The organism is Sphingobium xenophagum NBRC 107872 (genome assembly GCF_000367345.1).
GTDB classification, from domain to species: domain Bacteria; phylum Pseudomonadota; class Alphaproteobacteria; order Sphingomonadales; family Sphingomonadaceae; genus Sphingobium; species Sphingobium xenophagum.
Genome location: NZ_BARE01000032.1, coordinates 14,008 through 28,934, shown reverse-complemented (window position 1 = coordinate 28,934; position 14,927 = coordinate 14,008). Strand labels below are relative to the sequence as shown.

The 14,927-nt window shown below is 62.8% G+C and carries 10 protein-coding genes; all 10 read left to right on the top strand.

Translation table 11 applies throughout. From position 1 onward, the window contains the following. Positions 1–38 precede the first annotated feature (38 nt). The 10 genes from SX1_RS23515 to SX1_RS14505 all read left to right on the top strand — a co-directional run bounded on the left by SX1_RS23515 (position 39) and on the right by SX1_RS14505 (position 14,926). Complete coding sequence (locus SX1_RS23515) at positions 39–2,132, top strand: peptidoglycan DD-metalloendopeptidase family protein (RefSeq protein ID WP_019053573.1); 2,094 nt, start codon at positions 39–41, stop codon at positions 2,130–2,132. Further along, a complete protein-coding gene (locus SX1_RS14545; RefSeq protein WP_019053572.1) occupies positions 2,132–8,206 on the top strand; it encodes an LPD22 domain-containing protein in 6,075 nt (2,024 codons plus the stop codon). Before SX1_RS23515 ends, SX1_RS14545 begins: the two co-directional genes overlap by 1 nt. A 172-nt stretch (positions 8,207–8,378) precedes the next feature. Further along, positions 8,379–10,031 (top strand): hypothetical protein, encoded by a 1,653-nt coding sequence (locus SX1_RS14540; protein WP_157410216.1) that lies wholly within the window; start codon positions 8,379–8,381, stop codon positions 10,029–10,031. Beyond that, a complete protein-coding gene (locus SX1_RS14535) occupies positions 10,031–10,246 on the top strand; it encodes a hypothetical protein (RefSeq protein WP_019053570.1) in 216 nt (71 codons plus the stop codon). Before SX1_RS14540 ends, SX1_RS14535 begins: the two co-directional genes overlap by 1 nt. A gap of 2 nt (positions 10,247–10,248) precedes the next feature. Continuing rightward, positions 10,249–11,940 carry a hypothetical protein gene (locus SX1_RS14530; RefSeq protein WP_019053569.1) on the top strand — a complete coding sequence of 564 codons (1,692 nt, stop codon included), beginning with the start codon at positions 10,249–10,251 and terminating at the stop codon, positions 11,938–11,940. 84 nt (positions 11,941–12,024) lie between these two features. Further along, entirely contained in the window at positions 12,025–12,303 is a 279-nt protein-coding gene (locus SX1_RS14525) for a hypothetical protein (RefSeq protein ID WP_019053568.1), read from the top strand. After that, positions 12,300–12,524, top strand: a complete 225-nt coding sequence (locus SX1_RS14520; protein ID WP_026149787.1) for a DUF7940 domain-containing protein — start codon at positions 12,300–12,302, stop codon at positions 12,522–12,524. The genes SX1_RS14525 and SX1_RS14520 overlap by 4 nt, the downstream gene beginning before the upstream one ends. Next, entirely contained in the window at positions 12,514–13,107 is a 594-nt protein-coding gene (locus SX1_RS14515) for a glycoside hydrolase family 108 protein (protein WP_019053566.1), read from the top strand. The genes SX1_RS14520 and SX1_RS14515 overlap by 11 nt, the downstream gene beginning before the upstream one ends. Continuing rightward, a complete protein-coding gene (locus SX1_RS14510; protein ID WP_157410212.1) occupies positions 13,104–13,601 on the top strand; it encodes a hypothetical protein in 498 nt (165 codons plus the stop codon). Before SX1_RS14515 ends, SX1_RS14510 begins: the two co-directional genes overlap by 4 nt. Beyond that, positions 13,598–14,926: an SGNH/GDSL hydrolase family protein gene (locus SX1_RS14505; protein ID WP_019053564.1), complete on the top strand. Its 1,329-nt coding sequence runs from the start codon at positions 13,598–13,600 to the stop codon at positions 14,924–14,926. Before SX1_RS14510 ends, SX1_RS14505 begins: the two co-directional genes overlap by 4 nt. Position 14,927: the final 1 nt, after the last annotated feature.

Sequence of the window (14,927 nt, the reverse complement as noted above, 5' to 3'; positions counted from 1 at the left end):
GCCCCATAGCTATCTAGCATCCGCTTTGAGGGCAAGAGATGCCGCGTATCCCGCAATATGGCAGTCCCACTGTGGGACCGGTCCAGACAACCAGTGCCCGGTTCAGACCCGCCGACAATGACGGCGGTGTGGGCGGTGCAGTCGCCCGCGGGCTGGAAGCGCTGGGCAAGGTCGGCACCGATGCCGCGATGGTGCAGGCGCAGATCGAAGATGATCTCGCCCGCACAAATGCTGACAATCTGTATCTGACCGCCAGCACCGCCGCGAACGGCGCGGTGTCGGACCTGAAGTCCCGAATGGGCAAAGGCGCGCTCGATCACCGCCCGGCCGCGGGCAAGGCGGTGGAAGAGGCGCTCAATGCCACTCTGGCGCAGGCAGATCCCCGCACACGACGTTATCTCCAGCCGCAACTGGCGCGGCTGCGCGCGTCGGCGGACAATGAAATGTCGGCCTATGCGATCCAGCAGAGCCGCGTCTATCAGCAGGAAACCGGCAAGGCGAAGCTGGGCAACTATATCGAGAGTGCCGTGCGGGCCGACGATCCAGCCGAGCGCGATTCCTTCTTCGCGCAGATACGGGCCCAGGCGCGCGCCAATGCGGAACTATCCGGCCTTTCCGACCCGGAAGTGATCAAGGCCGATGAACGCAGCGCGGTATCGGGAGCGCACGCCCAGATCTTTGACCGCTACATGGCCGATGGCGATATCGAGATGGCGCAGGCCTATCTGGGCGCGCACGAAAATGACATGCTGTCCAAGGACAGCACCTCGCGCTGGAACGACCTCAAAGCGCCGCTTCAGGCGCGCGAGGCCGCGAGCGACGCCAATGCGTTCATGGGCATTGCGTCCGCCGATGGCACTGATCGCGCCGTCAACTATGCTGACCCGCTGCGCGGCATGGGGCGCGGCATCTCCGGCCAATATGGTGAGGTCAGGGCGGGCGGCCATATCCATAACGGCGTCGACTTCCCTGCTCCGGCCGGTACGCCAATTTTTGCAACGGCCGCGGGCAAGGTCATCAAGGCCGGGCATGACGCGGCGAGCGGCAATTTCGTGATCGTGGATCATGGCGACGGCACGACGTCGAGCTATTCGCACATGAAGGCACCCTCCGCCTTGAAGCCCGGAGACATGGTCACCCCCGATACCCAGCTCGGCGGCGTCGGATCGACCGGCCGCTCCACCGGACCGCATCTGCACATGGTCGTGCGCAAAAACGGAAAGACAGTCGATCCGACCAAGGTCATAGGAGCGGCGCAGCAGTCTGCGACGCGCTACGATCTCGATGGTCTGCTTGCCAAGGTGGACGCGCAGACCGGCTGGTCGTTCGAACGGCGCGAAAGAGCCAAGGATGAAATCCGCCGCCGCGTGTCTCTCAGCGACGGATTGAAGGCACGCGAGGAAGCGGATGCGGACCGCCAGGCGAGCGAATGGGTGCTCAGGCGTGGCGACGGATTCACCGATATCTCGCAGATGCCGGCGAACATCCGCAACGGCCTGTCGCCTGATGCGGCGCGGTCTTACATCGGCGTCGCCAAATCGAATGCCAAACCCAAGAGCATTGCCGCCAATGGCAGCACGGCCACAGCGCTGGAGCTGATGCGCATCCTTCAGCCGGAGGAGTTTGCAAAACAGGGTCTGGGCAAATTCGTCGGCCAGGTCACCCCCGCGGAAATGCAGGGGCTAATGAAAGAACAGGCCAAGATCATCGCTGGCGATCCTGATGCCGATGTACGCGGCAAGGTGTCGTCAACGATATCGACGTTCGGCGTCGAGGCAGGCCTGACCGGTTCCGATGAAAACGACAAGGTCAAGCGCGTGCGTGTGCAGAAGGTGATGGAAGCCGAGATCCGCGACCTTACCGGCGGGAAGCGTAAGCCGACAGAAGATGAGCTCTACCGCGCGTTTCTTTCCGCGACCAAGGAAGTGACGTTCACCGTCAATACCAGCTTTGCGGGCATCCCAACGGGCCAGTCCCAGCGCACCAGGCGGCGCTTCGAGCTGGAGGCAGGCGACGTGCCAGACAATGTCCGGCAGCGGATCGCGAACGGCTATCAGTCGACCTACGGCCGCGTACCGACTGACGAGCAGGTCGGTGAAATCTACCGCAACGGCAAGGGGCGCTACTGGTAATGGCAACCGATCCCTATCGTTATCTCGATCGGATGCGCGAGCGCCAGGCGCAGCCTGAAACCGCTGACCCATTTGTCGCTGATCTTGCCCGCCAGCGCGACGATGAGCTCGCCTTCCGCCTGAAGGTCGCCAAACCTGACGAAGCGGCACGGGCGCAGTCGATCGCGCAGGCGCGAGGACTTCCGACTGCTGCCGTGGAAGCCAATCTTGGCGCGTTTGAAAAGGAGGCGCAGGCTTCGCGGGCGCGAGCGGCGATTCAACGCCATCCCGCGATCGGCCGCTGGTCGGCCAGCGCCAGCAATGTCGCGATTGCTGCAGACGATTATCCTACGCTCGATCGGCTCGGCACGGCGTTCATGAACCGTGTCGCGCTCGACAAGCTCGATATCGTGACGGACGGCGGCTTCCTGGATCGCATGGGCGACCTGTTCAAATCGGGACTCTACAGTCTTGAACAGGGCGCATCTTCCTTCAGAGGAGCGTTGCAGGACTGGTCAGCCAGAAATCCCCTGCCATGGACCAGCAGGGAAACGATCGACCGAAATCGCGCGGGCGCTGCCTCGGCGCGCGCACGGGCGCGCATCTATGGTGATGTCGCCGCCACAACGGTAGCGGGCGAAACCGACTGGCGCACTCTGAAGGCTCGCCCAACGGTGGGCAACATATTGTCCTTCGGGCTGGATCAGGGCGTGAAAAGCCTCCCCGGCATGGCGCAGGCCGCGCTGGCGGTTCCCCTCTACGTGGCAGGGCAGGCCGGCAATATCGGACAGACGCGGGCTCAGGTGCAGGGCCGTGAAGATGCTACCGCGCAGGATGTCGCCGAGGCGACCCCTGCCGCCATACTGAGCGCGACGCTCGAGCGCATCGGCATCCATGGCATATTCGGCGCGGGCGCCCGCACGGCTGTCGGTCGCATTGCCCAGGCCAGCGCGACCGAGGCGTCGACCGAGTTTGCGCAGAGCATGGTCGAATATATCGGTGGGCACTCGCAGACCGGCACCACCTTCAACACGGACGAGATGCTGGATCAGGCATTTTCGGGCATGGTTGCCGGCGGCCTGATGGGCGGAGGCCTTCGAACCTCGGGCGAGATCGCCCGCCCCGCGGTGCGGCCGATCAAGGCGATGGTGACGCGCATTTCCGATGCGAACCGCGCCATCAACGATGGACGGTTTCTCGATGAAATTGCCGCGGCGACGGCCGAATCCAAAACCGCGCGGCGTTCGCCCGATGCAATCGCGGATCTCGTGCAGAAACTGGGCGAGGATAATGGCGTAGAGCAGGTCTATCTGCCAGCTGAAGCCGTGATGTCGTACATGCAGTCGGACAGCTATGCCGGCGACCTTGACGCATGGCGGGCCCGGATCGACGAGGCGGATGCGACCGGAGGCGACCTGGTCCTGCCGGTCGGCGAGCTGACGCGCCTTGCCGCCACGCCCGGCTGGGAAGCGCTCAAGAGCGAGATGCGCCTGTCGGCTGGCGGGATGTCGCTCCGCGAGGCGGAGGCTTTCAATCAAGCCTGGACCGATGCCATGGAGGAGCTGTCCGACAGCGTGGCTCAGGAAGCCGAACAGGCCCGGGCCGCCGACGCACCGCGCGAGCAGCTGCTACAATCCATCACCGAGAAGCTGGCAAAGGCTGGCTTCTCGCCGTCGATGGCACGCCAGAATGCCGAGTTTCTGACCCAGCGTGCCGTTACCCGCTCGTTGCGCATGGGCCGCGACCTGACCGGCGCCGAATATGACGCGCTCCAGGTGCGCCAGATCCTGCCAGAGAATATCGCTGCCGTGCAGATGGCCGATCAGATCGATGTCGCCATAGACGTCATGAAGCGCCAGCTGGACCCCGCCCAGAATCTCGGGCCTTCGCTGATGGAGTTCATCGCCAAGGGCGGCGGCATGGTCGACACCGGGGGCGACCTGAAGGCCATGGGCGCGGATAGCTGGCACAAGGGCAAACCCGGCAAGCGCCGCTTCATCCGCGATCAGGGCGAGTTGATCGAGGATGGCGGTTTCGGTGAGAATGAATATGGGCCCGACGCCTGGGCGCAGCGCGCGTGGGAGGCGGGGTACTTTCCCGAGTTTGGCGACCAGCGCCCCTCGGCCAACGATCTGCTGGACGCCGTCGCGGAGGGCGTCGCCGGCCGGGACCGCACGCTGATCGCGCGTGAGAAGTCTATCCGTGATGCCGCCGAGGAATTGCGCGCGTTGCTGGAAAATCGCGGCATTGATCCTGACAAGACCAGCCGGAGCGATATCCGCAAGGCGATCGAGGATTATGCAGCGCAGGAAGCGGCTGGCGATGGCTATATGCAGGGCGACCTCATTCCGCGCGGCCGTATCCTCTTTCCCGGCGGCCAGAGCGCCAGTGCGATCATAGAGCTTTACCAGACGCAGAACGCGTCGACCTTCCTGCACGAGTCCGGGCATCTGTGGCTGGAAGAATTGCGGGAAGATGCTGCCGATCCGGACGCGCCGCAACAGGTCCGCGACGACTGGCAGATCGTACAGGACTGGTTCGCAGCCAGCGGACATCCTCTGGACGATGGAAAGATCCCCGTCGATGCGCATGAGCTGTGGGCGCGGGGTGTTGAGCGATACCTCATGGAGGGCAAGGCACCCTCGCCCGGCCTTCAGCGGCTGTTCCAGACCTTCAAGGCCTGGATGATCTCGCTCTATAACAGCGTGTCCCGTCTCGACACGCCGATCAGCGACGAGGTCCGCGGGGTGATGGACCGGCTCATCGCATCCGACGAGGAGCTCGCCGACGCGATCGCTGCCCAGCATCTTGAGGCCCTGTTTCCGGAAAAGCCCGCGTCCATGACAGAGGCCGAATATGCAGCCTACCGGACGCTGACCGCGACAGCGCGGGAACAGGCACAAAGCCACATGCTCGCCAAGACGATGAACGCGGTTAAGCGGCGCGTTACCAAGGAATGGCGGGAACGCGAGGAGGATGTGCGCCAGGACGTCACCGAGCGCATAGACGCCCTCCCGGAATTTCGTGCGCTGCGGCTGGCGCGCGAGACGCCGCTCGATAGCCAGTGGATCAGGGACGTGCTGGGCGATGATGCAACGGCTTTGTTGCCCAAGGACTTCAAGCGGCTGCACAAGGACGGCGGTGCCAATCCCGACGAGGTGGCGGAACTGGCCGGGTTCAGGACCGGCGACGAGATGGTCCGCGCATTGATGGGCATTGAGATCCGCCGGCGGGAGATGCGCGAGAAGGGTGACAAGCGATCGCCGCGCAAGGCGATGATCGATCAGGAAGTCGAGGCCCTGATGCTCGAGCGCTTTGGCGATCCGTTTACCGATGGCAGTATCGAACAGGAGGCCCTGGCCGCCGTCCAGTCGGATGAGCTGGGCGCGGTTATGGGTGCTGAATTGCGTGTGCTGGGCAGAATGACCGGCCAGCGTGTCACGCCCTATGGCGTGGCGAAAAGCTGGGCGGAGCGCCAGATCACGGACGGCCGCGTACGCGACGTCGCCAGCCGATCTGCCATCATCCGCTATGAGCGCGCGGCGGCGAAGGCTGGCAGGGCCGCAATGGAAGCCGTCATTGCCAAGGATCATGACGAGGCTTTCCGGCAGAAGCAGAGCCAGATGCTCAACAATGCACTCGTCGCCGCGGCGCGGCGCGGGGCCGATCAGGTCGAAGAAGCGGTCAAGCGGCTGGAAAAATGGGCCAAGCGCCGGACCGTAAAGGGTGTCGATCAGGACTATCTGGAGCGCGCGCAGTTGCTGCTCGAGCAAATCGAGATGAAACAGCGGACCCAGCGTTCGCTCAACCGGCAGGAAAGTTTCGAGGCATGGGCCGCCCAGCGCCAGGCAGAGGGGTATGATGTCGTTGTGCCCCCCTCCTTCGCCGAATCCATCGGCCGGACGCACTGGACGCGGCTCAAGGTCGGCCAGCTGCTGGCGCTCAATGATGCAGTGATGCAGATCATCCACCTCGGCCGACACAAGCAGTCCCTGCTCGATGGGCAGGAAGAGCGCGAATTCGAGGCGGTCGTGCATGAGGCCCTGACCGGGATGGACGGCATGAAGCACCGCCCGCCTTCGGACCTGATGGAGCCGTCGCGATGGGATAGCATAAAGGGCATGGTCGCCGCGTTCGACGCGAGCCTGCTCAAAATGGAACAGGTCTTCGACTGGCTCGATGGCGGGCGCAGCGACGGCGTGTTCAACCGTGTGGTGTTCCAGCCACTTGCCAACGCCCAGGCGCGCGAGGCGACCATGCTGGAGGATTATTATGCGCGCATCCGCGCGGAGTTCGGCAAAGTCGATGCAAAGCAGCTGCGCCGCTGGTCGGAACGGTTCGTCGCGGACGAGCTGATCAACAGGGAAACAGGCCAGCCTTACAAGATGAAGCGCGAGCAGCTGATCGCAATCGCGCTCAACATGGGCAATGAGGGCAATATCCAGCGCCTGACCGACGGCTATGGCTGGCCGGAAGATTCTGTCCGCCGCGTGCTCGATCGCGAAATGACGGCAGCCGACTGGCAGTTCGTCCAGAATATCTGGGACATTATCGATACGCTGTGGCCGAGCATCGCGGCGATGGAGCGCCGGGTGAACGGCGTGGAGCCGGACAAGGTCGAGCCTCGCCAGGTCGAGACCCCGCATGGCACCTATCGGGGCGGCTATTATCCCGCCATCTACGACAGTTCGAAAAGCTACGCGGCCGAGCAACATGCGGGCCAGGGAGCGGACCTGCTCGACGCGATCTACACCCGCGCGACGACGCGCGCCTCATCGACGCGAGAGCGCAGTGAGCAGGTGAAGCGCCCCATCCTCCTACAGTTGGGCGTCATCAATCGCCATCTGGGGGAAGTGATCCACGATATCACACACCGCGAAGCCGTGATGCAGGCGGACAAGTTCCTTCAGGCCGAGCGGATCATGAAGGCAGTCGACGAAACGCTGGGGCCGGAGATGCGCAAGCAGTTTCGCCCGTGGCTCAAATATATCGCCAACAGCTGGGCGATGGAGCGCGCGGGCAACGAGGGCGTGGGCGCGTTCATGCAGAAGCTGCGATCGAACACGACGGTTGTCGGCATGGGCTTCCGCTTCACGACGATGCTCACCCAGCTCGCCGGCTATTCCAACAGCTTCGAATATGTAGGCGCGAAGTGGGTGTCGGGCGGAATCGCGCAGACGACGGCGCATCCGATCGAAACGTTCAACTTCGTCATGGAAAAGTCGGACGAGATCCGCAACCGCATGGACACGCTGGATCGCGACATTCGCCTGACGCTTGCGGAGATGCAGGGCCGCAAGCAGTTCATCACGGCCGCGAAGCGGTTTGCCTTCCACGGCATTGGCTACATGGACCGCATGGTCGTAGTGCCGACATGGATCGGCGCCTACAACAAGGCTCAGGCGACTGGCATGGACGAAGCTGCATCCATCTATGCCGCCGACAAGGCCGTTCGCCTGTCACAGGGCGCAGGTGCACCAAAGGATCTGGCGGCGATCGCCCGCGGCACAGGCAAATGGGGCGAGGCGCTCAAGCTGATGACGATGTTCTACAGCTATATGAGCGCCTTCTATCAGCGGGAAAGAACGCTAGGCCGCGATGTTATGGCAGCCAGAGGGCGTGACGTACCTGCGCTGCTCGCCCGCGCCTGGTGGTTGATCGTCGTTCCGCCCGTCCTGTCGCAGCTGCTCGCCGGGCGGGGCCCTGAAGACGAGGAGGACTGGGGCGCCTGGAGCTTCAGGCAGATGCTGTTTCAGATGCTCGGTCCGATCCCCGGCCTGCGCGATCTCGCGCCACCGGTATGGCAGGCGATCGCCGGCGATCGACCCTTCGACTACCAGTTCACACCCATGCAGCGCGCGTTCCAGGTGGTGGTCGACACGGCGGAAGATGCGCGCAAGATATTCGACGGCAAGGATGCGAAACGGCCGGTGCGCAATGCGCTCGAGACGGTCGGCTACTGGACCGGTCTAGTGCCGGGGCAGGTCGCCACATCCGCTCAGTTTCTAGTCGACGTCGGAACAGGGGATCAGGATCCGGAGACGTTCAACCAGTGGTATGAAGGTCTGACCAAGGGCAAAATCAAGGAAGACTGACGCCCGGTCGATTCAAGATGGACCTGCGCCACCTTAATCGGTTGCCATCCGCTCCGGAGGCAAGCGCATGGCAGTTTCCACAACCGACACCTATTCCGGGCCCTATACCCCCAATGGCGTAACGGTTGAATTTCCTTTCGGTTTTAAGGCAGTCAGCGCCGACGATGTCGCCGTGATCCTGCGCGATGCGCTCGGCGACGAGACGATCGTCGCGGAAAACGCCTATTCAGTTTCGCTCGCCACTTCCGGTGGGACGGTGACGTTCGGCACCCCTCCTGCGGTCGGTGTGGGCGAACTCTACGTCATATCCGAGCCATCGTTCCTGCAATCGGTGGAGTTTGCGAGCGGCCAGCCATTTCTTCCCTCGGTCGTGAATAATGTAAACGACCGGTCGGCCGCTCGCGATCTCGTCCTGCGCGATGGCCTGTCCCGCTCTATTCGTGTTCCGATCGGCGAAGCCAGCCCAACGCTGCCCCCACTCACTCAGCGCGCTGGCAAGGTTGTTGTGTTTGGTCCGGACGGCGGCCTCATAGGCATCGATACGCTAGGCGTCGGTAGCGGCGGCCTGACCGCGATGGTCGATGCGACCACGTCTGAGGGGCAGACCGTCATCGATCTGCCGCAAGCAGAATTCACAGTCGCCGCCGTTTTTCGCAATGGCAGCGTCCTTCCCGAGGGCGCCGCGACGATCGAGGACGGGCAGCTGCACCTCAATGTTACGCCGGACGATGACGACTTCATCAAGGTCATCCTGGGATATGCCATTGACCAGGGCGTTGTAGCAGCTGGAAAAGTCATCGGCCTTACCCAGGCCATCGGCGATCAATTCGACACTACCGTCACACCTGATAAAGGACTAAAATTCAAGGATTTCTTTGGCTTCCCGACAGCCGACATCAACGACCGCATGTTCTTCTTCCATGGCGAAGGGACGACGGCGGCCGACGATCAGTTTTCTATGCGCATCGACAGGCGCGCCGATTTCGACGGCGGGACATTCGGGTTTCTCAACAGCGTCCTGAGAATCAATTCTGTCATCACCGGCCAGTCGGAGTCCTTTGAGGCAGGCGTCGTCCTCGTGCAGGACAATTATGCCGACACGACCGGCGATTTCGAGACGACGCCGCAGCACCACGGGATGGTCATCCAGCACAACCGCTACGGCACTGCGCCCGGTTTTTGTCAGGTGCTCGAAGCGGTGGACAAGGGAGCCGCAAACCCGACCGAGGGTTGCGGCGCGCAGGAAGTCGATATCCAGGGTACCGGCGACGACACCAACCTTGTTCGCTATGGCACGACATACATCGTCAGGCGTGCAGGTGGCCTGGCCGGCTGGACGGGTGATGCATGTGTAGCGGGCTACGGCATCGTGTTTGCGCGACAGCCCGACGATGCAGCGAACAACCGCTTCGTGAATGGCATAGGCTTCGGGCGCTTCGGCGCACTGACGCAGTTCACCGTGGGGATCGACTTCACTTATGCCGACTGTAGCGTCGCCGCGCTTCGGCTGGCGAACGAGCGGCTCGACTGGGGTGGCGATGGCACCCGGACCTCGCGATATGAATCTCTCGCCGCCGCAATGCGGTACGAAGCGCCCGGCGGCAAAACCTTCGACATGGCCGACAATGGCGATTTCAACATTGTCGGCGAATTCAAGATTTTGGGGGACAGGGTTGTCACTTCGCGTCGCACGGGTTGGGCAGCGGCGACAGGCACGGCCACCCGGACAACATTCGCGACTTCGACCGTCACGACCGCGCAGTTGGCCGAACGGCTTAAAGCGCTGATCGATGATCTCACCGCCCACGGCCTGATCGGAGCTTGATGATGGCTACAGACAAGCTTGGACAGCATATCGCGGTGGGTGATGTCGTGGATTGGCGGATCAGCATTGGTCGCGGCTTTTCGCAAGGCCGCGCAGAGGTCGTGCGCATTGACGGTGACAATGTCTATCTTGATCCGGCCGACCTGCATTTCAGCAAGGAAATACCAGTCGCGGGGGCGCTGGTCACCCTCGTGTCAGTCGAGGGGGAAGGCTGACCATGACTGTCGACAAAAGCAAGCTTTTGACCCTTGGCGGCGGACTCGTAAGCACTGATGATCTGCTCCTCGAGACGAATGAGGAGATCGGCAAGCGAGCAATCTGGTTTGCCACGCGAGCCAGTCTGCTCGCAGGAGCGGCTTTGCTCCCGTCCGGCGTCGTCGCACATGACGGCATGGTCAGCTATGTCAAAGACGGCGGTTCATCGATCGATGACCTGCCCGACTGGTCGGCGCTGGGTGGCATCATTGATGCCATGCACCACTATCAGCCCACAGACAGCGGCATACAGCAGGCGATCAACCGCGCGATCGCCGCTGCTTCTGCCCTCGGCGGCGGGGCGGTCATGCTTGTCAACAAAGGTGCGGTGTATGCTGCGACCGGCAGTATCGTGCCGAAAACGGGCGCGCATCTGTTTGGCTTCGGGCGGCCGACCATCCGCCTGGCAAATGGGGTCAACAAATCGCTGATCGAGAGCGAAAACTTCCTCGCCCTTTCAGGGACCAACAGTGGTCTGGGTGTCTCGAATGTGTCGATCCGCGACATGATCCTGGATGCCAATCGCGCCAACAATACCGGCGCGGGCGCGAACGAGGGGCATTGCGTTGCCCTGTTCGGTCGCGACTTCCTGTTGCAGGACTTGCTGTTGAAAGACGCGCGGCGTCGTGGCCTCCATACGGAATATGGCACCGGCGCCGTCGGGGTCAGTCCCTTCAACGCGCGCTTGCGCGGCGTCACCATCAACACCGCTGGCGAGGATGGCTGGTACAACAAGGTATCGGACCTTCATCTTGACAGCGTCAACATCCGGTCGGCGGGGCAGAATACGGACAACAGCTTTGACGCGATCTATCTCGGCGCTTCTGGCGGCGTTCGCGGCGTCAATCTGAACGTCTGGCGGGGCGGCGGCGGGGCATCGACTACGCATCGCTACAGCCTGAATATCGAAGGCGGCGCATCGACTATCCACGGCCTCAACCTTGAAACCGCGAAAACGGCAAACCTCCGCCTCGGCAGCAATCGCAACTCGATCACCGGTCTAGTCAGCTACAATATGCTGATCGGTGCGCTGTATCATGCAATCGTGGATGGAAACAGCAACACGCTCGACATGATCGTGCAGGCTGGTGGCGTAACTGGCGAGGCCACGACCGCTTTCGGCGTCAAGCTGGGCGACGTGATCGCGGTGTCGAGCAATGAAGTGCATGTCGCGATGACCGGCCATTCTGGCGGGCTGCTGGACTTCGCCAATTCAGGCGGCCTTAACAAGGTCACCGGGGAGATCTACCGTCCGACTGGCGGCGCGTTCTACACCGGGACCGTGCGATCCACGGATAGGGTCGATATCACGGCCGATGGCGCCTCCCCCACCGAACAGGCCAGCTATTCGAAAAAGGCTGGCTCTGGCGGGTCGATCACGCCCGTTGGCACGACACAGGCGGGCGCGGCCCTGCTGCGGCACACCGTCAACCGCGTCTACACGACCTCATCGTCGAACGATGCGACGCTCTTGCCCAAGGCGGCGGCGGGCCTCGAACTGACGGTGGGCAATATCGGCACGGTGACGATCAGCGTTTTCCCCACCGGAGCGGACAACCACCAGGGGCTGGCGGCGTCGGCGGCTTATACAATTCCGGCCGGTGCAAGCAGGATATTCAAGGCGCTCTCATCGACCGAATGGGGTGCGGTGTGATGGTCGATGAACCAACCAGCGCGCACTGGCTTAGGGAGATGGCCAATGCCTGACGATCAATCAATGACGCTAGCAGTGGGGCGCATGGAAGGCCAACTCCGAGAAGTCGTGCACACGGTCAACAATCTGGCGCAGAAGTTCGAGGATGTGGCCCGCGCGGTGGACAAGACATCGCACATTCCTGCCGCCGTTGCCGAAAATAGGGCCGCAACCGTCGCGCTCGAAGTCCGCGTGACGGCGCTGGAGGCGTCCGAAAACCAGCGCAAGGGTGCGGTCAAGCTTACCGAATGGGCAATCCGCGTGGTGCCGTTCGCGGCGCTTGGGGCGGGATTCGCGGCAGTAGCAAAGGTGGTGGGACTATGATGGAGCGTTTCAAGGCGCGGCTGATTGCGGACTGGCGCAAGGCCTATCGTCTCTGGTCCGTGCGCCTGTCGGCCATGGGGCTGGCCGTCATGTCGGCCTGGCCATCCATCCCGCAGGAAATCCGCGAACAGATACCGGGGCAGCGCTGGATTGCCGCCGCGATCTTCGCCGCCGTGATCCTTGGCCGGATCATCAATCAGGAGAAACAGGATGGCGAGTAAAAAGCAGGGTGGCATTGCCGCCGCCGCCATTGCCATGATCGCCTCTGTCATCGCTGTAGAGGGCGGCTATGTCGATCATCCCAACGACCCCGGCGGAAAGACCAACATGGGGATCACTGAACAGGTGGCCCGGCAAGAAGGCTATTCCGGCCCGATGCGGACGCTGCCACGGAGCGTGGCCGAGAATGTCTATTATCATCGCTACCTCGTTGGGCCGGGCTATGCCCCGCTGATCTCGATCGATGCCGCCGTGACGGAAGAATTGTTCGATACCACGGTGAACATGGGACGGGCGCGCCCCTCCCGATGGTTTCAGCAGTCGATCAACGCCCTTTGCGGAACCCGGCTGGTCGCAGATGGTCGCGTCGGCCCTGCGACGATCAAGGCTTATGGCGACTGTCAGGCCACCTTCGGGGCGGCCCCCCTGTGCGTTGCGACGCTCGATCGTCTCGATGCGCAGCAGTCAGCAGAGTATGATCGTCTTGCCCGCGTCAATCCGCGCCTCCGCGTGTTCCTGAAAGGGTGGAAGGCGCACCGGGTCGGCAATGTCGATCGTGCCAAGTGCAAGGCGGCAAAGCCGTGATCCTCTCCCGCATCCAGCAGGCCGCGATCATCGGCGCCGGGGTTGTGATCGCCGCGCTGGCGATCTTCGCCACCATCCAGACATTCCGCCTGAGCAGTAGCCAGCGTGCGCTGAAGGATGAGCGCGAAATCGTCAAGCGGATGAATGCCGAATCCGCCGCCGCCAATGGCCGCTATCGGTCGCTTGAACAGCGCCACTTGCAGGACACCCAACGGATCGAGAAGGACAAGGCCGATGAAATTGCCGATATGCGCGCTGATCGCGATGCTGCTCTTGCCGAGCTGCACACGCGTCCGCGTCGCCCCACCGCCTCCGCCACCCAAGGCGCAGCCGTTCCGGAAGATGGACCCGGCTGTACTGGATCGGCCCTTTTTGCCGACGATGCGGAATTTCTTGTCGGGGAAGCTGCCAGAGCCGACGAAATCCGCGCCGAAGTAAAGGCCTGCTACGCGCAATATGACAGCCTGGCGCAGGCGCTGGAGGCCGCGCCATGATCGGGTATGGAATCGGGCTGTTTGTGAGTTCGCTTCTCGCCGGGACGTCCACGCCTGAACCTGCCGCGACATGGATGGCCGCCGCGACGCGCGGTGAGGTTGCCACATCGACCGGATCAACCGGGGCAAACCCGCGCTTCATGTGCCGCAGCCGTCATGTCATGGGGCAAGGTACTTATTTCGGCCTCACGCTGGTCTATGCCAACTATTTCGTCGGCACATCCAACAGCGAGACGGGCGCGGTCGCCGCCGCGACGCTGGTCGTGAGCATGGAAATCCCCGGCGCGCCGACACAGACAGTCGAGGTCAAATGGTCCGGCGCGGGCAGTGTCATCATGGCGGGCGGCGCAGCGTGGGTCGAAAGCGACGTGATCCTGCCTTCGCATTTTGGCCTGCTCATTTTCCCGGCGGGAACGATGTTCTGGCTTCGCGCGAACCGCGACAATATCACCGGCGATATTCGCGTGTTCAACGGCACTGTTGGTAGCGTGGCTGGAGAGGGTGCCTATACCTCCCCGACCAGCGGTGCTGGCACCGACCAGCATATGGGAACAGGACCGCTTACCCTGCCCACGGGCGGCGGGGCCAACAGCAATCTTTTCATGCCTATCCTTATCAAGGGCCTGTCCAACACGCACGGCAAGACCCCGTTCTTCATCGGTAACAGCATCGCTTATGCGCAGGGCGAAGGACTGCTTGGCGCGAATGATGGCGAGTTCCAGGGCGGCATGCTGCGCAAGGCGGCCTTTGCGCTCGGCCTGCCATGGACGTCCGTCGCGCGCCCTGCGACGTCGGTATCGACCTACATCATGTCGGACAGCGGTGTGCCGCGTAACGCCAAGCGCGTGCTGCTCTACCCCTATTTTTCCGATTATTATGACGACTATGGCACCAATGATCTGGGCAACACCAACACGTCGACCGGCAGCGCGCGGACGGCCGCGCAAATCCTTGCCGATCGCATGACCATGTACGACCAGATACTGGCCGTGAACCCGAACGCCAAAATCCACCCGATCAAGATGACGCCGCGCGTGTCGGCCGGCAGCTATGCCAATGCGCCGGCATCGCAGGTGCCGGTGGGCAATTACGCGGTGAACGATGTGGGCGGCCGGACTGACGTCAACAACGGCCTGGTCGCGGCGATCGGGACGCATGGCATCGTTTCCGTCGTCGATACCTCGACCAACGTCATGGCGGACGCAACATTGACCGATCGGATCGCCCAGATCGGCGGATCGCCCGGCAGCGTGGACGGGCTGCATCCGACATCGGCGATGTATCTGCTCATGAAAGAGCCGGTGCAGCTGGACATGGCAGCATAGG